Origin of the sequence: Rhizobium sp. YAF28 (assembly GCF_052113285.1) — a bacterium.
Classification (GTDB): domain Bacteria; phylum Pseudomonadota; class Alphaproteobacteria; order Rhizobiales; family Rhizobiaceae; genus Rhizobium.
The window spans coordinates 24855-46463 of the sequence record NZ_JBFRCX010000001.1 but is presented as its reverse complement, the minus strand read 5'-3'; the positions used below and the strand labels follow the sequence as shown (position 1 = coordinate 46463).

Below are 21609 nucleotides of genomic sequence, written 5' to 3'. Positions count from 1 at the left end.
GGCCGCCTACAGGCCCTGCCCCACTCTGTGTTGTTCTCGATACGTGTGACCCACCCGACGGCCCTTGCCATCAAATAGACAGGCCATTTCCCAGGACGACCGGATGCACCAACAAAGAAATGCCGGGGCTGAAAGCAGTTCCCAGACCCGGGCCTCCCCTTGGGTTCTGACGCTTATTGCTGGATATCGGGCTCGACCAGACGTGCCAGATTGCGCAGCGATTCCTGCCAGCCGAGGTAGCAGGCCTCTGCCGGGATGAGATCCGGGATGCCGGCCTGCACCACATGGAGTTCGGTGCCGACGGAAACCTTCGTCAGGGTCACGGTCACGTCCATTTCGCCGGGCAGGTTGGCGTCGTCGAACGTGTCGGTGTAGCGAAGCCTCTGGCCGGGAACGAGTTCCAGATATTCGCCGCCGAAGGAATGGCTGTGGCCGGTCGTGAAGTTGCGGAAAGACATCCTGTGCGTTCCGCCGACAATAGGCTCCAGATGATGGACCGTGCAGGTAAAGCCGTTTGGTGGAAGCCACTTGGCCACGGCGTCCGCCTCCAGGAAGGCGCGATAGACCTTGTCCGGGCTGGTCGCCAGGACGCGGTGAAGTTTGATCGTGCTCGGCATGTTGATCCTCCTTTGGATTGAACTTTGGCAATGCCTCGAGGACGGGCCTGATCTCGCCGATCCGACATTGCGATCGGAAATTTTCGGCTCGGCCTGGTGTCGGTCATTCCCCGCTCCCCGAAGCGGACCCAACACGCCTAGTGTCCGACGCAGGAATATAGCGGTCATTGCCCTGTCTCCAACCCGTCCTATCTCTTGCGCGGGATTATCAGCGAGAGAGGACGCGCATGCCGATAGACAATGCGAGATTGGCGCCGATGCAGCCGGGTGTATCTGTGGAGGAGCTGAAGGCGGCTTTGGGGGCGAACTGGAAGGAGCCGGGCATCCAGGCGGAAGGCCGTCTGCATATCGAGGAATTCGGCACGCGCATCACCGCCGATGGCAGGCTCGGCGAGGTTTATTTCCGCGCCCCCTTCGATCTTCCGGGGCCAATCCATGGCGTCAGGATGGGAATGCCGGCGGGCGAACTGCATCGGCTTTATCCCGGCGCCGAGCGCATCTCCGACGAGAGAGAGGAATATGGCTGGACCATTCTGAAGATGAACCTGTCGGATACGCTGGAGCTCGGCGTCGCCATCAGGGAGGATGTCGTCAGGATGATCAGCCTCACGGACCCGACGGCGATCTATCCGGAACGACCGTATAAATATGCCGATCCCGATCTCGCCGAGGCCTACGACCTGACGCTCGCCGACCCCGTCAATCTCGCGAGGCGACCCGAGAACGGCTGGTGCTATGGCCGCCCGCCCGGCATCGATGCCTCGATGTGGCCGATCAGCGCCACCAACGGAATGCCGCTTCGCCACGCCTTCACGGTAAAATTGCCGCCGCAATATCGCACGCTCGGCAATGAGTATGTAGCGATCTCGCTCTTCGTCGACGAGCAATGGGAAACGCCGCCGGCAAGCAGGAATGCCGGAGCAGGCGGCGCGCGGCGGGCCGATCCGCGTCGCTTCGACATGGAATTTATGGACAACGGCTACACTCTCTTCTGGCTGACGGATGAGGAATTTGCAGCACCTCTCGGCGCTCCGCCGGAGATCGAAGGCGCCCCTATTCCGGGCTGGCTCTCGAAATCGCCGCTCGATTATTTCGGCGAATTCAACCTGCCGAAGACGGTGGCCGAGCAGCAGGCGAAAAACGTCTTTTCGCCCGGCGGACTTGCCGTCAACGAGCTTCTGGCCGCAGCCCGGCCTCCGAGGGGCTGGAAGAACTTGCCGGGAACAGAAGCGCTCGATTACGGTTGGCCGATCGAGATCACCTTGCGCGAGGGCGACCCGAATGTCGGCAAGCCAGCGCGCGAATTCAGGCACGAAAACGAGTTCAGCGGCTATATCACCGCCTATTCGGAGGAAGGCCAGAAACTGGGGCTGGAGCGCTTTCAGGACTGGCACGCCCATCTCGGCGGCACGATGTTTCCCATGCAGGGCTATCCCGATTTCTCGCCCTTCTACATCGAGATCTCGGAGATCTTCGGCGGCTTCAATTTCGGCGACGGCATCGCCCAGATCGACCTCAAGGAGATGAAGCTCGAATGGGCCTGCTGATGCTGGAGAAATTTGGCGACGGCTGCCAGTTGCCGGGCGCAAGCCCGGCCGATATCGCCGCCTGCGAGGCGAAACTGAAGATTATCCTGCCGGCGGAGATCAAGGCCTTCCTCGCCTCCTCCAACGGCTTCAACGGCGAGGTCGGCCAGGGCTATCTGATCCTGTGGAGTGCGGCGGAACTCTCCGGGGCTGACGGCTACGAGATCTTCGAGTTTCGCGACGACCAGCTGCTGATCGGCTCGAATGGTGGGCCGACGGCCTATGGCTTCGTCAAGGGCGATTATGTCTCCATTCCCTTCGTCTTTGCCGGAAAGTGGCTGAACGAAGTGCGCGTTCTCGGCCGTTCTTTCGAGGAATTCATCGAGGCAATCGAGCGCGGCGACGGCTGGTAATGGCCGGTTGCCTGCCGGTCCGGCTTGCGGCTAATCTTGCCTGATGGCGCGAAAGAGAAACCAAGAAGTCACCTCCTGGTATGAGGCACCGACGCCTGATATCTGCCCGCTCTGCGGCCGGGTCGTTCCGAAAGAACAGCGGGACGAGCACCATCTCGTACCCAAGAGCCGCGGCGGACGGGAGACGCAGGTTCTGCACCGCATCTGCCATCGCCAGATCCATGCGCAGTTCAGCGAAGCGGAGCTGGAACAGTCCTACACGACCGTCGAGGCCCTGCTTGCCCACCCCGCTATCCAGACCTTCGTCGCCTGGGTGCGGAAGAAACCGCCGGGGTTTTACGATGGCACGCGGCGGAGCAACCGTCGGCGGGAGTGAGGCGGGCTCGTCAGCGCTGCCGAACCTACCCGACCTTGCCTGCCCGCCTGCCCTTATCCTTGCCCACCCGCTTGCCCGCGACATCGAGCAGCCGCCGGAGGGTCGGGCATTCCATATGGGAAGGCCGGCGCGGCACGGCCTCCGGCCTGCTCGGCCTGTCGCGCAATATCGGCCTGATCTCCGGCGCATCCCTGATAGGCGCCGTCTTCGCCTATGGCGCCGGCACAGAGGATTTCATTCATGCGACGCCGGCAGCGATTTCAGCCGGCATGCAGCTAACCTTCCTGCTTGCCGGAGCGCTGATGATTGGCGCTATGGCGGTTGTCTTCGCTGGTGCCTCCGAACGGACATCGGCCAGGGCACAATAGTCCGTAACTGCCTTGGGCGGCGCTACCACCGCCCGAGGCCAACCTCTGCTAAAGCAGCCGAGAGCGCTCGACGGGCTTGAACTCTGCAAACGCTCCGCCAAATTCACCCGCGCCACGGGAAAAAATATCCATGAAATATGCCAGTCTTTTGCTTGCCGCTCTGCTCGCCAGCGCGATCGTGGCGAAAGCTTCCGCGGCATCCGATCAAACGCAACCGGAGGCGCGCGATTTGCAGGCTCTGACGACCATGTCCACCGAATTCGTCATCGAGACGACCTTCCTGCCACAGATCATGCGGGTGAAATATGATGACGACAAGGGGGCGATACTGGCCGATATCGGCAGGCTGGAGCCTGAGGTGCGCAACCTCTTCTGGCTCTCATACCTGCATTATGTGGTGCCGGGCGGCGAGTTGCATCACTTCTTCACCACGATTGCCGAGGCGCGCAAAATCCAGGAGGAGGCCAAAAAACTGCTGGTCGCTCAGGGCCAGTCCGTCAGCGACGACACGCTGCACGAGATGACCGAGATGAGCAAAAAATCAGACCCGGCACGCAACGCGGATGCGGTGCTGCAGGCGCTGACTGCGGCCGGCCTGACGCGGCAGGCGCAGGCCTTTGCCGCAGTGCGCGACCTCGCAGCCAAAAGTGAGGACGCCGATTTTGCCGCGCTCGATGCCGCCTTCGGCGAGATGACTGAGCTTCCGGGCGCCATCGGCAGCTATGTCGAGCGTACACCTGATCTCGTCGAATGGTCCGCCAAGGCGCGCGAAAAGATCGGTGACGAAGACCGACTCAGCTACCTGACGGGAAAACTCAATGCGATGGAGGACGCCGAGATCGATCGCCTTCCAAAAGCGCTGAAGCAGATCTACGTCGTCGATTATTTCAACGCCGAGATGCTGAATGGCGGCGTCCATCAATTCTTCTTCAATTCGTCCGGCGGTTATGCCCCCGATGTCGCAGTCGCCTTGCGCGAACTCGGCTTGACCACACATGCCGATGTTATCGAGCGCGGCATCGACATGTTCAGCAAACCCTATCCAACCGACATGCAGAAGCGGCGGGTGCTGAATTTTGCCGGCGAATGGGGCGCATGGGACGAGGCACTTTCTGCCCTCACCTATGAGGTCGACGACGGAGAGATAACGCCTGCCCTGATCGCGCTCGCCAAGCGTGAAAATCTGCTGCCGCGATAGAGCAGAACCACCCCACCCCTAAAGCAGCCGAACCATCAATGATCATCGGGCTGCCGGTCATGAAGCTCGATTGGTCCGACAGCAGGAAGAGTGCCGCCTGCGCAATTTCTTGCGCCGCGGCCATCCGCTTCATCGGATACAGGCTCGAAATATAGTCGAGGAATTCAGGATTATTCTCGCCGCCGGCGGTTAGGGCCCTATCGCTTCAAATGAATCCATTTTGCGGTTGTATGGGGTCACACAGGGCAACTCAGGCAAATACGGTAATACAGACGGCCATCCAGATTAACGCCGTTCCCAGTGCCATCGCTCGCCTGGCGACGACGACTTTGTCTGCCTCATCCTCCGCGACAGGTGTGGTCACAATCCAGGGCACGCAGCCAAGTGCCGCAAATCCGATGACAGCAACAATCATCACAAGATAATCGATTGCACGCCAGGTCCCCTGTTCATAGACCCCCCAGTAACCCAGAAAGGCCATCCCGACTGCAAACATGGTGGCGGACGCAGAGCAAAGCCCTGTAACAGACCCGGTAGGTGCGCGCATGGTGCTTTTTTCACGTGTCTGCGAGTTCATGACGCAATATCCACGACGGTTGGCTGTCTCCCTGCAAATATGTCAGGAATCGAGTGCGGCGTGAAGCGCCGGTGACCCTCTGGGACGTGACCCTCCGGGACGGCCGCGAAATTCCGCGCCTCGGGCGGCGCAACATCGCCCGAGGCCACTTCTGCTAAAGCAGCCGAACCGACATGCCGCCATCGACGATCATCGGGCTGCCGGTCATGAAGCTCGATTGGTCCGACAGCAGGAAGAGTGCCGCCTGCGCAATTTCCTGCGCCGCGGCCATCCGCTTCATTGGATGCAGGCTCGATATATAGTCGAGGAATTCAGGGTTATTCTCGCCGCCCGCCGGCGTGATGGTTCCACCCGGCAACAGGCTGTTGATCCTGATGCCATCGGCCGCGTAATCGGCGGCGACCGATTTCACGAGGCCGATCAGGCCCGCCTTGGAGGCCGCATAAGCCCCCATGCCGGGCAGGCCGCCATTGCTGTATCCGACGAAGGATGAGGTGAAGACGATCGAGCCGCTGCGTTGCGCTTTCATCACGGGCAGCTGCGCCTTCAGCGCAAGGAACGCGCTCGTCAGGTTGGTGGAAATCACGGCCTCCCAATTGGCCGCACTCATCTCGGCAAAGGCGCCCATCTCGCCGACGATCCCGGCATTGTTGAAAGCGCCGTCGAGCCGGCCATAGCCATCTAGCGCCCGGTCGACGAGGCCCTGCGCGTAAGCTCCCTCGCGCACGTCACCGGCCAGAGACACGGCCGCACCCCCGCTTTCACTGATCTCGGAAACCAGCGCGTCGAGGTTCTGCGCCCGCCGTGCACCGAGCACGAGCTTCGCGCCCTTGGCCGCAAACAGCCGAGCGGCGGCCGCTCCGATGCCACTGCTTGCGCCGGAAATGATGATCACCTTGTCTTCCAGTTCCATGTCCAGACCTCCTGTTTTGATGGTCATGGAGGGGTAGGAAATATGAGAAGCGGCAGCCACCCGATTCCGGATCGGCAACCTGCCGGGCGGCAACGCCGGGCGAACGGTCCGACCGAGAAACCTGTTAACCATCTCCCGCTCTCTAAGACCATAGTCCGGCGGATGCCGGACCTCGGTCCGATGCACGCGCCGCGTTTCGCACCTAACATCGTGATCCTGATGGCCGCCTTCCCGAGTCGGCTGTCCCACGATTTTTGATGAATTATCCTGCGAGGGAGACCCGGATGCGTATCGCAACTCTTGCGTCCATAGCCGCACTTTCGATGATCATGGCTTCCAGCCCGCTGACGATCACCGGCGCCGATATTGCCGCCATGGCAAAGGGCGGTGGAAACGGTGGCGGCAACGGGGGCGGTAATGGCGGAGGCAACGGCGGCGGTAACGGCAGCAGCAATGGTGGCGGTAATGGCGGCGGACAAAGCAGCAGTCACGAAAATCGCGGCCACCAGACCGGCAGCTCCCAGACCGGCAAATCACTGCGCGACGGTTCGAAATCCGGGAGCGGAGTGAAGGGTAAATCCGGCGAGGCGAAGACGAAATCGCTCAATGCGAAAAACGCCGCAGCCGATATCAAGCAGAAAAACCTGGCCTCCGAACTGAAGGGCCTGAACTCTCTCAACCGTAGCTACAAGGCCTATCTGCACACGTCCGATCCGAAGATGACCGCGATCGCTGCCTACGCGGTTGCCTATGCCCAGTTTGAACTCGACAACGGCATCGAGCCTGCAATCGACGATCCGGTGCTCGGCGACGCGGCACTGGAGGATGCGCTGGCTTCCGCAACGCGCAGCGGCGAAGTGAGCCCGGCAGTCCTCGCCGAGGCCAAGACCATCCTCGGCGTCGGTGACGCTGACGGCAAAATCGACCAGATCCGTGAATCCCTGTCTTACTCCGCCCCGACCTCGACAGGGAATTAACGGCCGCTCGATCCGCCGGGCGGCATACCCGGCGGATCGATTGCACCTGTCATGGGTTTTCCCATGGGCAGAATAATCTCTTTCCCCCTGCATTGCGCCATTCGCCGCACCGACGCTCCAACTCTTTGAATCGACGCATCAGGCTTTCCGAAGATCGATTCCGATTTTCGGGCCGATGCTGTGGCCCGGTTCCGAGCGACATCCCGGCCGCCCTGCAACAGGCATCAAGCCGAAATCGAAAAAACCCGCGAAAAACCTCTTGAGCCGGACCCAGCGTCATAGCTTAGAAGGGTTCCGAGACATCGCGGGAGGCTTGATGGACGCCGAAACAGGAAAACAGAGCTGGCTGACGGCGGCGCAATGTGCCGAGCGGATCGGCATGACGGTGCGTGCGCTGAGGCTCTATGAAGAGACCGGCCTCATCCGGCCGCCGCGCACGGGAAAGAACTGGCGGCTCTACGGCACCAGGGAAATTGCACGGCTCACCGAGATCCTGGCTCTGAAGCGGCTGGGGCTCAGCCTGCAGGACATCGCCCGGCTGCTCGCCGGCCACGCGACCGATCTCGACCGCATGCTCGCCATGCAGAACCTCGCATTGCAGGACCAGCTGACCCGCACCCAACGCAGCCTCGCCATCATCGACGCGCTGCGGGCGAAGATGGCCGCAGGCGACATTCTTTCGATCGATGAACTGCTGAAGCTCGCAAAGGACACGAACATGACCGACACCTCAGCCGATGCCATGGCCTGGCGCCGCTATGAGCAGGCACGGCCGCGCACCGAACAGAAGATCGATCCTGCCCTCTATGCCGATTATGCCGGCCACTATCATCTGGGCACGTCGGCCTATGTGGTGAGCCTGCGCGACGGGCGGCTCTTCACGCGGCTGACCGGCCAGCCGGAACTCGAAATCTTCGCCGAAGATGTCGACCGCTTCTTCTACAAGGCGGTTCAGGCGCAGATCACCTTTACCCGCGACGAAGGCGGCACCGTCACCGGCCTCGTGCTGCACCAGAACGGCTATGAACTGGAAGCATCCCGCATGGACGAACGCGCCGCGACCGATCTGGAAGAGGCGCTTGCTGCGCGCATCCGCGACAAGCAGCCGGTGGAAAACAGCAGGGCACTGCTGGAGCGGGTCATCGAACAGCACCAGCGCGGCGAACCCGACTATGAGCGGATGAGCCCGCCGCTCGCCGCCGCCGCACGCGAACAATCCGCCATGATCAAGGCCGATCTCGATCGAATGGGGCCGCTCAGGGACATATCCTTCAAGGGCGTGACGGCGGAAGGCTGGGATGTTTACGACGTGACCTTCGAAAACGGTAATCTCGAATGGAGCTTCGCGCTAGCGGCAGACGGAAGATTCGGCGGGATGTTTATTCGACCGGCGCTGTGACGGAGGCGTTTCGTGACGACCCCTCCCTGCAAGGGAGGGACTAACTAGTGGCACCGCCCTGCTCCTCCGCCTCCCTCATCTCTGTGCCCTCGTGTCAGCACGAGGAAACAGGAATGAGGGAGGTTAGGGTTGGCGTCGATACCCAAAGCTACGCCAGCATTTTGGCCTTGCCGAGGGCAAGAAATCTCGCGTGCGGCAGCTACCCGATTTCAGATTGGCGGCATGGAACGCATTTCGCCTTGCGCGCAGACGTCGGCTTTGCAGCAGATGCCATATCAGGAAATTTGCTTTGTAAGGAGCGGAGTGGTTCTGTCCTCATCGACGAGGAGCCATCCAAGCTTTTTGTAGAAGGCCACGGCATCCGGTGCGGCATGAACCTCCAGCCGCGTAAGGCCTTTCTCAGCGGCAAGTCGTTCAAGCGCGTGCATCATGGCCCTACCAATTCCTTGCCGCTGATACTGCGGAACGATCGCGACGAGCCGTACGGTTCCGGGGTCGGCGTGCGCGGGCCCGATATCCAGCCGGACGGCGCCAACGGGCACATCGTCGCAAATGAACAGCAGGGGAAAGTGATTTTCCCGACGCTCGTCCGGATGCATCTCATCATAGTCAGCCTGGCCGCGCAGTTCGAAGAGAACGTGACGCCTGATCGCGTGATAGTCCTGCCACTGGTTTCTGTCCTGCACCTGTAGGAGCTGCATTTTCATCGCCCGCTCGCCTCGTGTCTTGTTGCTGCAAGGTGTGTTTACGCTGGAGTACTTATCCTCGCAGCCCCGGCGATAAACTTTTTGGAGTCTTTGGTCCGCAGACGATCCCACCTCAAGCCTGCTCCTCGATCGCCGCCTGCGCCACCTGCGGAACCCCGCCATTGATCCGCGTCGCGATCAGATGCCCGAGTGCCACCGCCCCGATGCAGAGCACGACGGAGGCCGCGACATTGATGCAAGCCCTGACCGTTGCGCCCGAGCGCAGCAGGTCGAGTGTCTGCAGGCTGAAGGAGGAGAAGGTCGTGTAGCCGCCGCAGAGCCCGATCATCACGAAGAGGCGCATATTGTCCGAGGCCGGAAACCGGCCATTGGCGAGCGTCAGCGTGCTGAACAGGCCGATGATCAGCGAGCCCGTGACATTGATGATCACAGTGCCCCAGGGCAGATCCCGGCTGATCGGCATGGCGATGATCGATACGGCATAGCGGGCGAAGGTGCCGAGCGCACCGCCGGCCATGACGATAAGGCAAGTATAGAAGGACATGCTCGCTTCAAAATCTCGGGCGGGCAATAAAAAAACCGCCTTGCGGCGGGCTCCGGACAGATTCCCACCGCGGTTAAACACGGTAGGAGTCATCAGCCTTGTGGGCGGTTTCGGGGGCACTCCATCCCCATCGCCGGGATGTATAGCCTGGGCTGCGGCGGGCTGGCAAGGGTGAGTGTCAGCCTCTCCATCGTCGAGGGAGACACACCCGCACCTGAAAATTCATTCCCTCGTGGCGTCCGCCACCAATTCCCCAACGACAACATCCCTCAGCCCCTGACGCAACGCCGCGATATTCGCAGCCCCATTCAGCTCTTCAAATTCACGTTGCGCCGCTTCCCAGAGCGGCTCTGCCTTCTTGTGCAGCCGCCGGCCTTCGTCGGTGATTTCGACGATCCGCACCCGGCCGTCGGCGGGCGACGGACTGATCGCGACAAAGCCGTCGCGTTCAAGGAAGCCCAGCATCTTGCCCATGGCCGTCCGTTCGATATCCAGCCGTTCGGCAAGCGTGTTCACGGTGGCACCGCCGGCTTCCTCCAGGGCAGCCAACATCAGGAACTGGGTAATGCGCAGGCCGACGGGTTCGAGGTGGCTGTCGTAAAGCCTGGTGATCTGGCGGCTTGCCTTTCTCATGGCAGAACAGGTGCACTGATCGATCCCAAGCGGCTGGTCGGCCAACAACATCGCATGTTCCTTTCGATTCCCGCCTCATAGGTGCCATGGGCGCGGCCCTCAGAAAAGCTCCGCGCCGATAATATGGTTCAACGGCATCGTCGCGATAGCCGGCGTCAGATGACGCCTTCCGGCGGTGTGATGTAGCCAGGCACGTCGGCCGAAAGCGTGCTCTTCAGCACGGTCGTGCCGCGATCGGCCATGACTTCGCTCCTGCCGGCGGCAAGCGCGTCATAGGTCTGGCGCACCACATCCTGCGGACTTGCCTTCGGCACGTCGATGCCATCGGTCAGATCCGTATCGACGAAGCCGACATGCAGGCCGAGCACCTGGATGCCTTTCTCGCGCAGGTGAAAGCGAAGCTGGTTCGTGTAGCTCCAGGCCGCAGCCTTCGATGCCGCGTAAGGGGTAAGGATTGGGCGCGGAAGCCAGACGATATCGGAGAGGACATTGATGATGGCTGCCTGTGGCTGCGCCGAAAGGATCGGCTCGAAGGCCCGGGTGACACGCACGACGCCATGATAGTTCACGTCGAAGAGACGCTGCGACTGTTCTTCGACATCACCAGACAGGGGGCCGTCGATCAGCTCTGCGATGCCGGCATTGTTGATCAGCAGCGTCGTATCGGTGGCGAGTCCGGCAGCGGCGGCGATCGATGCCTTGTCCGTGACGTCGATCCTGACCGGGATGATATCGGGCTCATTGAAGCCAGCGGTGTTGCGCATGCCGGCATAGATCTTGGCTGCCCCGCGGCGGCGGGCCTCACGTGCGAAGGCAAGGCCGAGGCCGCGATTGGCGCCGGTGATGAAGACTGTGCTGTTGGCGATATCCATGGCTCATATCCTTTGAAAAGGCGGGATCAGGCGGCATTCTGCACGCCCGGTCCGGCGGGTGACTGCGATTCAGAGAAATAAATGCTCCGGCAGTTTTGCCGAGAGCGCCTCTCGCAGGCCGGCGGCAAGCGACAGGACGGAGCCGAGCGGGCTCATGCGTACGCTGACGTGCGGCACGGATCCGTCCGGGTTGCGATCGACGATGACAGCCGCGGTCAATTTTTCACCGCTCACCAGAACGGCTTCATATTCGAGGAAGAGCCGAGAGCCGACGACCTCGAAGAAGGTCGGCGTCTGCAAGGCATAGAAGGTGCCGACGGTATTGACGGCGAGCGTGATCTCGTCGCGGCCGACAACGGGTCCGCGCAGCACGGAGCTGACGAGCTCGGCGTCGGCGGTCAGGTCGTCCAGAAAGGGATGACGGTCATGTTTATCGTGTGACATGGTTTCCTGCTTTTACGTGCTGATGCGGTTTTGCGGTCAAATAAGAGCATATGCTCCTATTAAGGTAAACGTAGGAGCATATGCTCTTTTCGTCAAGATTGAACGCTGACCTCTGAGATGATGGGGGATCGATGGAAGGAAAGAGGTAGAGAAAGGATTCGAAGATGTGTACGGCCTTCGGCTCACCTGACCGTTGTCGAGCCACGGGTCTCGATCCGTCCTTCAAACTCCCGCCGGGAGAAGGAGATCCAACACGACCTCGGCATTCTCAGGGATGTCCCCCTCGCCCCTGCAAGGACGCCCGAGATCAAAACAACAAAACACACGACGCAATAAAAACTGTCAGGTATCGTCCGGGTCCAAAGCGTCGACCATCAGCCCGGTCGTTCAAATAATTCTCCCGTCCCCCCATTCCCTCCCCAGCCTTACCCGAGGAGGGAACGAGGTGAGCGCCGGCCGCCGCCCCTCGCGTTGCGGCCGGCGTGGTAACTCATGCGCGGGCGGTCTGCCGAGCCGTCTGGGGTCCAAATTCCGAGGCGATCTCGCTCACCAGGTCTGCCGGGAAGCCGCCTTCGCGGGCGTGGCGGTAGACGGTTTCGGCGCTGTCGGCCTCATGCACGCAGTAGATCTTGTCGCCGGCGACATAGCTGGTGATCCATGTATAGGGCCGGTCGAGGCCGGCCACGACCTGGTTCGACTTTGCGGAAATGTTGCACAGGTCTTCCGAGGTGAGCTTGCTTGCGCCGGGAATGTTGCGTTCGATAAGATATCTGGGCATGGCGACCTCCTGTTCGCATCCTTGTTGACGAAACGGACGCTAGGCCGATGCCGGGGCCGGCGCATCGGGATATCTCCCCATTTTCTGGCGCTCGCCGCCCTATTTTGGCACGTTCCTATTCCCAGCCGGCAATGATGCTGGCAATAATCCGCCATGCGACTAATCGAGCGCGCCCCCAATCTCGATCATCTTCAGTCGTTGTTGCGCGAGGCCGCCAACGGCAATGGCAGGGTCGTACTTCTGGAAGGGGAAGCAGGGGCGGGAAAATCCTCCCTCGCCGCAGCCTTCGCCGGCGCCGTGCCTGAAGGTACCCGCATCCTCTCGGGCGCCTGCGAGAATTTCGGCACGGCCGAGCCGCTCGGGCCCTGGCGCGATATTGCCCGGCAAGCCCGCTGGACGCTGACAAGGGCCTCCAGCGGCAACTGGATCACGCTCTTCTCCGAAGTGCTCGATCTTCTGACCGAGGCGTTCCAGCCGACATTGCTCGTCATCGAGGATATTCACTGGGCCGACGACGCCACGCTGAACCTCATCCGCTATATCGGCCGCCGCATCCGCCACACCTGCCTGCTGCTGGTCGCAACGGCGCGGAATGACGATACGCCGGGCCAGACGCGGCTCAGGCGGCTGCTCGCCGATATTCCGCCCGCCCATTGGCTGCGCATCACTGTCCCGCCGCTGTCGAAAGCCGCCGTGCTGGAGCTTGCGGACCGGAAAGGTCTCGATGGCGAGGCGATCTTCAGCGCCACCGGCGGCAATGCCTATTTCGTCAGCGAGCTCGTGGATTGCGCCGGCAGCGATTGCCTGCCGCCACTCAGCCGCGACCATCTGCCGACAACCATCCGCGATGCCGTGCTGGCGCGGGCCGATATCCTTGACGAGGCCGACAGGGAGGCGCTCTGGGCCGCCTCCACCTCGCCCGATGCCTTTGCGCCTGAATTGATCGAGGCGATCTGCGGCAGTGATGCCCGCGCCTCGCTTGAAGCCTGCACGGCTTGCGGGCTTCTGGTGCCCGCAAGTAGTGGCCCGGGGGGCAACCTCTTCATGTTCCGCCATGAGATCGCCAGGCAGGCCGTCGAGCAATCGCTGCCGCCGCTGCGCCGCCGGGCGCTGCATGAAAAGGCGCTTGCCTATTTCCGCAACCGTGCCGAGGCCTCGGTCGCGCGCATGGTCCACCATGCCAATGAGGCGCAGGACATGAGCGCGATCTCGGAGCTCGCCCCGAAGGCCGCAGCCGAGGCCGGCAGGCTCGGCGCCCACCGGCAGGCGATGCGCCATTACGAGCTGGCGCTCGTCCATGCCGGCGAGTTAAGCGATGCGAAGCGCGCCTGCCTCTACGAGGGCTATGCCTTCGAATGCCACCTGACCGGCCAGATGGAACGGGCCATTGCCGCCCAGACCAGCGCGCTTGCGCTCTACCGGGCGCTCGGCGATATCAGGCATGTCGGCGATAACCTGCGCTGGCTGTCGCGGCTGAGCTATCTCGCCGGAGACCGCAAGGGCGCCGATGCCTTCGGCCGCGAGGCTGTTGAGGTGCTGGAGCAGGCAGCAAGCCCGGCCGAGCTCGCCATGGGCTATTCCAACCTGTCGCAGCTCGGCATGCTGGCGGGCGATGCCGAGACCGCAACCCTCTACGGCGAGCGCGCCATCGCGCTCATGACATCGGACGATATCGCCAGGCCCGAGGTCCTCTGTCATGCGCTGAACAATGTCGGCACCGCCATCTGCTGGCGGGAGCCGGAGCGCGCCCGCCAAACACTCGATCAGGCGCTGGCAATCGCCCTCGAGCATGGCTTCCAGGAGCATGCGGCCCGTGCCTTCACCAACCGCGCCTGGGTGGAAATCCAGCTCCGCGCAGTCGATGCCGCCGAGAACGTGCTGGCGCACGGCATTGCCTATTGCATCGAGCATGACCTCGATACCTGGCGCGACTATATGCGCGGCGAGCTCGCGGAACTGCTGACCTTCCTCGGCCGCTGGGAGGAGGCCGCCGCAGCAGCGCAGGCCGTGGTCGACAACCAGAATGCCCCGGCGCTCTCCCGCTACCCCTCGCTCGTGGCGCTGGCGACGCTCAGAACGCGGCGCGGCGAGACATCAGGCGAACTGCTGCAGGAAATGGCGAAATTCCTCGAAAACACCTTCGAATTCCAACGCCTGTCCGCCCATGCCGCGCTGGTGGCCGAACGCGCCTGGCTCGGCCTCTGCGACCGGGAGGAAGCGCTCGCCGGCCTGCGGCAGGCCGCTTCCCTCTGCAGCGACGATGCCGCCGGCTCGATGATCGGCTTCTGGGCGCATATTCTGGGTGAAACCGGCCTTGCGCCTGAGGACTCCAGCGGCGACGCCGCCGTCATCGCCATGCTCAACGGCCGATGGCAGGAGGCCGCCGATATCTGGACCGACCGCCGCGCGCCCTATCTCGCCGCCCTTGCCCTGCTCGACGGCGATAATGACGCGCTCTACCGGGCCCTGACGACGCTGGAAGCCCTCGGCGCCACTGCCGTTATCACCCACGTGAAGGACCTGATCCGCAGGCGCAGCGGCCGGCTTGCGACGCGCGGCCCGCGGGCCAGCACCCAGGCCAACGCCGCCGGCCTCACGACACGGGAAATGGACGTGCTGCGCCTGATCGACGAGGGTCGCTCGAATGCCGAGATCGGCGCGCGCCTGTTCGTATCGGCCAAGACGGTGGATCATCATATTTCCTCGATCCTTGCCAAGCTGAGCGCAAAATCGAGGGGACAGGCGGCTGCCGAGGGACGGAGGCTGGGGCTGCTGGGATAAGGTGAGCCACAGCGCGCGGGACAGAGGGGGGTGTCACTCGGCACAGCTTCAGTTTTCAGCCCTGACCCGTTGCTGCCGGGACCCGAAAGAACAGGTGAAATCCATTAGAGAATAAAAGTATCGGATCCGCACATTCATAGACCATCAAAAGCTGACTGACCGAAACATTCTGCAAAACAAATCCATGAAGATGAATTTTATTCCTGAACAATAGACTACTATAAATTTATATAACCACGCAAAATGGACTACATATGATTTATTACTAAAATTATCTTGACGTGCACCTTATGCGATAGTTTACTTGCAATATTGCCACCTCACCGGGAGGTTGCGCATCGAGACGGGGGCTTGTCGCATGAGCAATAGCAGCCGCGTTATCCTTTTGGCCGTGTTCTCCTCACTCGTTGGTCCGCTGACAGCCAATGCCGCGCACCACGCGTACCGAGGCATTTGCGAGGCCTCGGCCGCAGCATTGGTCGATAAGTCTCATGTGGCCGTCGCAAGCGACGATTTCTCTGCGATCATGATCTATCAGCGGGGAAAGCCGAAACCGGTGACAAAATTCGCTGTCGATGATGTAACTGACATCGAAGGCAGCGCCCGTGTCGGCGACACGATTTTCTGGCTCACATCCCATTCGCTCAACAGCAGTGGGGAAGACAAGAAAAAGCGCAAGGAACTGTTGGCAACCGCCGTATCCGCCGACGGGACATTGTCCAATTCCGGCGAAGTCTATCGCAATCTTCGTGCGGACATGGCCGCAGCACTCGGCAGCAGCGAAGACAGTTTGAAGACCCATCTCAACATTGAAGGTCTGGCAGCGACACCCGAAGGGCATCTCCTGATCGGCCTGCGGGGACCGTTATCCGATAATCGCGCCATTGTGCTCGAACTCGCCAATCCGATGCAAGTGGTCAAACTGGGTACCGGCGACGTGGGCTCTGCGCAAATTACCCCTCCCGTCATGATGGACCTTTCCGATGGACCGGGAACGACTGGCCGCGGCGTGCGTGACATCGCGCTGGTCGGCAACCGATATCTCGTCCTGGCGGGCTCCGAACCTGATGGCGGCAACCCGCCACCGAAGCTCTTCTGGTGGGATGGAAATAAAGAAGGCCGCGTAACGCCCGGTCCGGAGGTTGATTTTACGGGAATGACACCGGAGGCAATCGTGGTCTGGAGCGATCACGAGGGCGAAATCCTGAGTGATAGCGGCGGCGCGATGATCAACGGGGTGAAATGTGCCGACAAGGATCCGCCAAAGGACGCCTTCTTTCCCACCGTTGATCTGAAATTCTGAGTTTTTCGGCTGCGTTTGATCCGGCAGGCAATGCGGAGGCATCCTCCCATCGGTTGGTGTGGCGACGTCCCTTCCTCCCTCATTCCTGTGCCTGTCACAGGAATGAGGGAGATTGTGTTCACCGCCTTGGGCTAAAAGGCAGGCCCCTATCAGTCGCCCGGTGAGGGTCTGGGGAAGTAAACGCCATCACAACCGCCCCTCGACACCCGCGCCGGCCGCCGCCTCGAACAACTGCGGCACAGCCGGGTTCTTCGCCGCACGCGAGGCGCAGAGCACGACATCGAATTCCGGCGCATCGTCGACCTGCCTGGACACCACGCCCTCCGCCAGATCGCTGCAAAGCGATTGCGGGATCAGCGCCACGCCCAGCCCCTCCTGCACCAGCCGGATGATCGTGTGCTGCAGGCGCGGCTCGAAGGCAAAATGCGGGATGACGCCGCCGGCAGCGCAATAGAGGCTGATCGCCGAGCGCAGTGTTGGCGCCACGGTTGCGGGCGCGGCGATCAGTTTTTCGCCCGCAAGCGACTCCGGCCCGATGGTTTCGGCCTCGGCCAGTGGGTGGCCTGACGGCACGATCAGGCACAGCCGGTCACGGGCAAGCAGCAGCGTGCGCAGATGCGGTGCGGGACCGCCGCCGAAGGTGACGGCGGCATCGAGTTTGCCTTCGGTGAGCATCTCCTCGATATCGGTGGGTATGCGCTCCTCCAGGATCAGCCGCACATCCGGACGCGCCTGCGAATAAAGCCGCACCAACGCCGGGATGACGCTATGGGCGGCATGCATCATGAAACCGAGCTTCAACTCACCCTTCATGCCGCTGGCGACCAGTTGCACATCGCGGCAGGCAGCATCGAAGCGTTCAAGCACGGTGCGGCAATCGGCCAGGAAATGCCGGCCGGCCGGCGTCAGCGCCACATTGCGCGAATTGCGTTCGACGAGCCGCACGCCGAGCGTCTTTTCGATCCCTGATATCTGCCGGCTGAAGGGCGGCTGGCTCATGTTCATGCGCGCGGCCGCATGGCCGAAATGCAGCGTTTCGGCCAGCGCCACGAAATAGCGCATATGGCGTGTGTCCATTCGATACCCCAGAAGTATCAATCAGCATTGCAGATGACATTGGATTATCTCGATCTCAGGCGCTAGGCAATCATCGCCCTCAAGTGAGACTTGTCCATGCTGACGAACCTTTCGATTGTCCTGCCGATCTTCGCCCTCATCCTTGCCGGCTGGATCGCCCGCAAGACCGGGGCGCTCAGCGAAAATGCCACGCGCGAGGTCAACCGGCTGGTCGTCTATCTCGCTTTGCCCGCGCTCCTCTTCGATATCATGGCCAATGCCAAACCCGCCGAGATCTGGCAACCGGGCTTCATCCTGGCGTTTACCGCCGGCTGCGCCGTCATCTTCGGCGCCACGCTCTTCTGGCGCGTCGCCAGGGGCCGGCATCTGGCGGATGCCGCGATAGACGGGCTGAATGCGAGCTATGCCAACACCGGTTTCATCGGCTTTCCGCTCGTCCTGTCACTGATCGGCGACACCGGCATGGCACCGACGCTGATCTCGACCATCCTCACCGTCTGCGTACTCTTCGCCGTCGCCATCATCCTGATCGAAGGCGGGCTGCAATCCGAAACCCGGCGGCGCGATATCGCGCTCAAGACGGCGCGTTCGCTGGCGAAAAATCCGCTGTTGGTCGCCCCCGTGCTCGGCGCGCTGGTCATGCTCTCGGGTGTGGCGCTCCCAGCCCCCATCCATGCCTTCCTGAAGCTCCTGGGCGGGGCAGCCTCCCCCTGCGCGCTGATCGCGCTTGGCTTGTTTCTGGCCGGCACCAAGGCCGGCGAAGCGGGCGCCCGGGCGACCACAACAAGCATTCTCGTCGGACTGAAGCTGATCGCCCAGCCCGTCGTCACCTGGCTGATCGCCGCACCGCTCTTAAACCTGCCGCCGGCTGCCACCCATACCGCCGTGCTGCTCGCAGCGCTGCCGACAGGCACAGGCCCCTTCATGCTGGCGGAATTCTATGGTCGCGAAGCGAGCCTGACGGGCCGCGTCGTGCTCGCCTCCACGGTGCTTTCGGTGCTGACGATCTCTGCCTATCTGGCGCTGGCGGGGCGGGTATAGGAACTGGCGGCACCATCCATCTCAGAGCCCAAGAAATCGGCGCAGCAGTTTATCCATATCCCGCCTCTTGAACCGGCGCGGCGTTGCAGCATGTCCTTGACTAATCACTTTTCGTTAGTCGCCATTTCAGAGCGTGGCGGTATCTTTGGTCAGGGAGGATGCAGCCATGGAACGCGTAGAGCCTGCAGATGTCGAGCATGATGCCCTGACCAAGGTCTGGTCCGTTACTGAGTTCTGCACCCGACACCGGATCGACGGCAAGGAGGAGAAGCGGCTGCTGCAGCTCTTCGGCGCTTTCGCCACCGCCAGTGAACTTCTGCACAACGCCCGCCGCGAACCGCGTTTCCGGTAATCGCCCGGCAGCATCAGGCATTCGGGAGCAGGCCGGACACTCCATTCAGCGCGCGCAGATTTCACCTGGCTAATGTGCGGTAGCCCACCTTTTTTCATCCACCGGCTGCACTAGCTTCTGTCGCGGAGATCCGATCCCTGGTGCATGAGGCGGCATGATCCGAAGACGCAATCTGCTGGTCGGCGCAACGGCCGCAACCATGCTTGGCACGGCGAAAACGACCCGCGCCGCCTTTTATCCCGAACCTTCGGGAGAGCCGGGCGCGCCCTTCGGCGATCCCAATCTCAAGCTCGTCGTCATGTCCGTGATGATGGACAAGGGCATTCTCAATCTCGGCACACGTGAGGAACTGGCAGGCCATGTGCTCGGTCGCGCCGTCGATCTCGACACTGACGGCCATCATCCGCTCCTGCCGGTGCGCGCCTATCTGGAGCGCTATCCGCTGACGCGGGAGATGCTGGACCAGGTGGACACGCTCTATTTCGACGGCGGCAACACCATCTATTCCTACATCTGGAAATTCTGGAGCGGCGAAGATGACAGCTTCGATGTCGCCAGCATGGCTGGTATCGCCAACTGCCCCAATATCACCGCGCTAGATCTCACCTCGATGGTCCGCTTCGTCGATGTCGAAACGCTGAAACCACCGCTGAAGCTGCAATATCTCACCCTCGGTGTCGATCTCGCCAACCTGCCCGCGCTGCTCGACATGTCCGCTCTGCGCGGCGTGAAGATCTATGATGACGATATCTATCGCGATGTGATGACGCCGGGCAGCCCGGCCCGGCATGTGATGGAGAGGCTGAAGGCACGCGGCGTGTCGGTCTGGGTTCACTGGATATCAAGCGATCAGGGAGAGCCGCCGGCCTATCAATGAGCAGGCTAGAACAAGCCGACCAGCCGGGCGGAACTGATCGCAAGGCCGGCGATCGCCACCAGGATGAAGGCGCACATGATGACGAGAAAGATCGGGTTCTTCACTGTTTCTCCTTCGAGGCCGGGCGATGGCTAGAGGGTGACCTAGCAGCTGCCGACAACAGCGACAACCATTCCGCCGACGACTTGTTTGTCACAGACCCGTCTGCGGGCGGGCCGCATCATCGACACCGGCCAATTCGACACCTCAAAAGCCGGATATCGTAATTGCCCGCCACGCCGCAAAGATGCAGGATCAGCTGCCGTATTCATTCCAGCCGGCATTGAGGGAAGCAGGGCCGATCATGTCATCGATCACCACAGGCAATGCCGAGCAATATAGCGACAGCAAGAAGCTAGCCGCGCGTGGGCGCCTGAACCGCGAATATACGATTGCCGAAACCGGATGGTTTCCCTGGGTGGCGCAGCAACTGCCGCTGAAACCGGGCGATGCCGTTCTTGACATCGGCTGCGGCCCCGGCTGGTTCTGGGCCTCGGTGGCAAACGAGCTGCCGGAGGGCCTGAACCTCACGCTCGCCGATCTCTCCCCCGGCATGCTGCAGGAAGGGCTGGAGCGCTGCCAGGCGCTCGGCTTCGCCGCCGTTTCCGGGGAGCAGGCCGATGCCGCCGCCCTGCCCTTTGCCGACGCCTCCTTCGACACCGTCATCGCCATGCACATGCTTTACCATGTGGCCGATCAGGCCAAGGCGATCGCCGAAATGCACCGCGTGCTGAAACCGGGCGGTCACCTTGCGGTGACGACAAACGGCGCGGGTAATATGCGCGGCATGTATGCGCTGACCGCAGTTTTCGGCAGCCCGCCCTACGACCCCGCCGGCGCCGCCTTCGGCTATGAGACGGCCGAACGGCTGATGCTGGCCGAGTTCGGCAATGTGACCATGCGCGAGCACCCGGCGCATATGCGGATAACGGAGCCGGAGGATGTATTTCTGGCGCTGACATCGTATCCACCAGGTGACCGAGCAAGCGAGGAAGAGCTTACGGCTTTCCGGGCGGCGATATCGGAGGCGTTCCAGACGGGCGGCGGCGTGCTGGAGGTGGGCAAGGAGACGGGGTTGTTTGTCAGCCGCAAGGCGGGGTGAGTGGTTCGGGCTCGACCGCGCTCGAGCGCGGTCGGCAGCATGAGAACCGGCGAAGGGCATCTCCTCCGGCATGGACCTTGCTATGGAGCGGCATCCCTCCTCCCCTCATTCCTGTGCTTGTCACAGGAATCCAGTCTGCCCAAGTCCTCGGGCAGGAAAGACTTTCTTCCTTGAGACATACTTTCGGTCATCGCCATGATCTGCCGCTCCCCGCCCAAGAGACCTTTCGGCTTGCGGACGCAAGCTGGCTGGATTCCTGTGACAAGCACAGGAATGAGGGAGGTTGGGGGTGCCGCCTCGCCAGTTCGGATCAGGCGTCGTCTAGCCAGTCTTGCATCGTTGCTGAACCGTCGGGAAACACCGGACGGGCGGATGAACACATCCAGCCAACCCTTCGAAACATCCACTCCACATATGATTCTGTTCACGGTAACCTGCCTTGTGCGTGCGGTTGGAACCAAGCGACTGTTCGGTCGTACGTGACGATGGTGACGATCCCTGGCTCATCCACGGTTGTAACCGGAGGGGAGAACGGGCGACGCTGCCACGCCTCTTGCCGGGTGGCCACCCGACAAGAGGCTCAATCGCACAAAATCACCAATGTGCAGATACAAGGGAGGAAAGCGCGTGCCCTGTCGCCCGAACACAGCACGCGGCCCCCTCTCCAGCCCATTCCTCCGCCTTACGCCGCCCCC

General features: G+C 61.9%; 23 protein-coding genes, 1 pseudogene and 1 riboswitch. Of the genes and pseudogenes, 13 read left to right on the top strand and 11 right to left on the bottom strand.

Annotation, left to right across the window (positions count from 1 at the left end):
* Positions 1-173 precede the first annotated feature (173 nt).
* Entirely contained in the window at positions 174-617 is a 444-nt protein-coding gene (locus AB4Z13_RS00230; protein WP_439015601.1) for an SRPBCC family protein, read from the bottom strand.
* A 227-nt stretch (positions 618-844) separates the two neighbouring features.
* Between AB4Z13_RS00230 and AB4Z13_RS00225 the strand changes: the two genes are divergently transcribed.
* The 5 genes from AB4Z13_RS00225 to AB4Z13_RS00205 all read left to right on the top strand — a co-directional run bounded on the left by AB4Z13_RS00225 (position 845) and on the right by AB4Z13_RS00205 (position 4498).
* Complete coding sequence (locus AB4Z13_RS00225) at positions 845-2164, top strand: DUF7256 domain-containing protein (protein WP_442205420.1); 1320 nt, start codon at positions 845-847, stop codon at positions 2162-2164.
* Positions 2152-2556, top strand: a complete 405-nt coding sequence (locus AB4Z13_RS00220; RefSeq protein ID WP_442205419.1) for an SMI1/KNR4 family protein — start codon at positions 2152-2154, stop codon at positions 2554-2556. The genes AB4Z13_RS00225 and AB4Z13_RS00220 overlap by 13 nt, the downstream gene beginning before the upstream one ends.
* A 43-nt stretch (positions 2557-2599) precedes the next feature.
* Positions 2600-2932, top strand: a complete 333-nt coding sequence (locus tag AB4Z13_RS00215) for an HNH endonuclease signature motif containing protein (protein WP_439015604.1) — start codon at positions 2600-2602, stop codon at positions 2930-2932.
* 71 nt (positions 2933-3003) lie between these two features.
* Entirely contained in the window at positions 3004-3300 is a 297-nt protein-coding gene (locus AB4Z13_RS00210; RefSeq protein WP_442205418.1) for a hypothetical protein, read from the top strand.
* Between the two features lie 130 nt (positions 3301-3430).
* The gene (locus AB4Z13_RS00205; protein ID WP_442205417.1) at positions 3431-4498 is read left to right on the top strand and encodes a DMP19 family protein; all 1068 of its coding nucleotides are present in this window, start codon (positions 3431-3433) and stop codon (positions 4496-4498) included.
* On the opposite strand, the pseudogene AB4Z13_RS00200 reads toward AB4Z13_RS00205, so the two are convergent.
* The 3 genes and pseudogenes from AB4Z13_RS00200 to AB4Z13_RS00190 form a co-directional block, all read right to left on the bottom strand.
* Positions 4419-4676: pseudogene (locus AB4Z13_RS00200) on the bottom strand (SDR family oxidoreductase); the annotation flags it as partial. The gene AB4Z13_RS00205 and the pseudogene AB4Z13_RS00200 sit on opposite strands and share 80 nt — an antisense overlap.
* A 72-nt stretch (positions 4677-4748) precedes the next feature.
* A complete protein-coding gene (locus tag AB4Z13_RS00195; protein WP_113324786.1) occupies positions 4749-5075 on the bottom strand; it encodes a hypothetical protein in 327 nt (108 codons plus the stop codon).
* A 154-nt stretch (positions 5076-5229) separates the two neighbouring features.
* Positions 5230-5988, bottom strand: coding sequence for an SDR family oxidoreductase (locus tag AB4Z13_RS00190; protein WP_442205416.1), 759 nt, complete (start codon positions 5986-5988; stop codon positions 5230-5232).
* 284 nt (positions 5989-6272) lie between these two features.
* On the opposite strand from AB4Z13_RS00190, the gene AB4Z13_RS00185 reads away from it, so the two are divergent.
* Together AB4Z13_RS00185 and AB4Z13_RS00180 are read left to right on the top strand one after the other, a co-directional pair.
* On the top strand, positions 6273-6965 hold the full coding sequence (locus tag AB4Z13_RS00185) for a hypothetical protein (RefSeq protein ID WP_442205415.1): 693 nt from the start codon (positions 6273-6275) through the stop codon (positions 6963-6965).
* A 316-nt stretch (positions 6966-7281) separates the two neighbouring features.
* Positions 7282-8364 carry a MerR family transcriptional regulator gene (locus tag AB4Z13_RS00180; protein WP_442205414.1) on the top strand — a complete coding sequence of 361 codons (1083 nt, stop codon included), beginning with the start codon at positions 7282-7284 and terminating at the stop codon, positions 8362-8364.
* A gap of 275 nt (positions 8365-8639) precedes the next feature.
* Here AB4Z13_RS00180 and AB4Z13_RS00175 read toward each other — a convergent pair whose 3' ends face one another.
* The 6 genes from AB4Z13_RS00175 to AB4Z13_RS00150 all read right to left on the bottom strand — a co-directional run bounded on the left by AB4Z13_RS00175 (position 8640) and on the right by AB4Z13_RS00150 (position 12342).
* The gene (locus tag AB4Z13_RS00175; protein WP_442205889.1) at positions 8640-9065 is read right to left on the bottom strand and encodes a GNAT family N-acetyltransferase; all 426 of its coding nucleotides are present in this window, start codon (positions 9063-9065) and stop codon (positions 8640-8642) included.
* 118 nt (positions 9066-9183) lie between these two features.
* Positions 9184-9615 carry a fluoride efflux transporter CrcB gene (gene crcB / locus AB4Z13_RS00170; protein ID WP_113324792.1) on the bottom strand — a complete coding sequence of 144 codons (432 nt, stop codon included), beginning with the start codon at positions 9613-9615 and terminating at the stop codon, positions 9184-9186.
* Positions 9616-9691: 76 nt separating this feature from the next.
* A riboswitch (Fluoride riboswitch) is annotated at positions 9692-9753 on the bottom strand.
* Between the two features lie 84 nt (positions 9754-9837).
* The gene (locus AB4Z13_RS00165) at positions 9838-10299 is read right to left on the bottom strand and encodes a MarR family transcriptional regulator (protein ID WP_113324793.1); all 462 of its coding nucleotides are present in this window, start codon (positions 10297-10299) and stop codon (positions 9838-9840) included.
* A 104-nt stretch (positions 10300-10403) separates the two neighbouring features.
* Positions 10404-11120, bottom strand: a complete 717-nt coding sequence (locus AB4Z13_RS00160; protein WP_442205413.1) for an SDR family oxidoreductase — start codon at positions 11118-11120, stop codon at positions 10404-10406.
* Positions 11121-11189: 69 nt separating this feature from the next.
* Entirely contained in the window at positions 11190-11564 is a 375-nt protein-coding gene (locus AB4Z13_RS00155) for a hypothetical protein (protein ID WP_113324795.1), read from the bottom strand.
* Between the two features lie 490 nt (positions 11565-12054).
* Positions 12055-12342, bottom strand: a complete 288-nt coding sequence (locus AB4Z13_RS00150; protein ID WP_310386499.1) for a DUF4242 domain-containing protein — start codon at positions 12340-12342, stop codon at positions 12055-12057.
* Between the two features lie 153 nt (positions 12343-12495).
* On the opposite strand from AB4Z13_RS00150, the gene AB4Z13_RS00145 reads away from it, so the two are divergent.
* Positions 12496-15123 (top strand): ATP-binding protein, encoded by a 2628-nt coding sequence (locus AB4Z13_RS00145; protein ID WP_442205412.1) that lies wholly within the window; start codon positions 12496-12498, stop codon positions 15121-15123.
* 331 nt (positions 15124-15454) lie between these two features.
* Positions 15455-16426: a DUF3616 domain-containing protein gene (locus tag AB4Z13_RS00140; RefSeq protein ID WP_442205411.1), complete on the top strand. Its 972-nt coding sequence runs from the start codon at positions 15455-15457 to the stop codon at positions 16424-16426.
* Between the two features lie 186 nt (positions 16427-16612).
* Here the strand turns inward: AB4Z13_RS00140 and AB4Z13_RS00135 are convergent, their stop codons facing one another.
* Positions 16613-17503 carry a LysR family transcriptional regulator gene (locus AB4Z13_RS00135; protein WP_442205410.1) on the bottom strand — a complete coding sequence of 297 codons (891 nt, stop codon included), beginning with the start codon at positions 17501-17503 and terminating at the stop codon, positions 16613-16615.
* A 96-nt stretch (positions 17504-17599) separates the two neighbouring features.
* On the opposite strand from AB4Z13_RS00135, the gene AB4Z13_RS00130 reads away from it, so the two are divergent.
* The 4 genes from AB4Z13_RS00130 to AB4Z13_RS00115 all read left to right on the top strand — a co-directional run bounded on the left by AB4Z13_RS00130 (position 17600) and on the right by AB4Z13_RS00115 (position 20914).
* Positions 17600-18544, top strand: a complete 945-nt coding sequence (locus AB4Z13_RS00130; RefSeq protein WP_442205409.1) for an AEC family transporter — start codon at positions 17600-17602, stop codon at positions 18542-18544.
* A 166-nt stretch (positions 18545-18710) separates the two neighbouring features.
* Complete coding sequence (locus tag AB4Z13_RS00125; protein ID WP_439015616.1) at positions 18711-18896, top strand: hypothetical protein; 186 nt, start codon at positions 18711-18713, stop codon at positions 18894-18896.
* 154 nt (positions 18897-19050) lie between these two features.
* Positions 19051-19773 (top strand): DUF6892 domain-containing protein, encoded by a 723-nt coding sequence (locus tag AB4Z13_RS00120; RefSeq protein ID WP_442205408.1) that lies wholly within the window; start codon positions 19051-19053, stop codon positions 19771-19773.
* Positions 19774-20116: 343 nt separating this feature from the next.
* Positions 20117-20914, top strand: coding sequence for a class I SAM-dependent methyltransferase (locus AB4Z13_RS00115; RefSeq protein ID WP_439015618.1), 798 nt, complete (start codon positions 20117-20119; stop codon positions 20912-20914).
* Positions 20915-21609 lie beyond the last annotated feature (695 nt).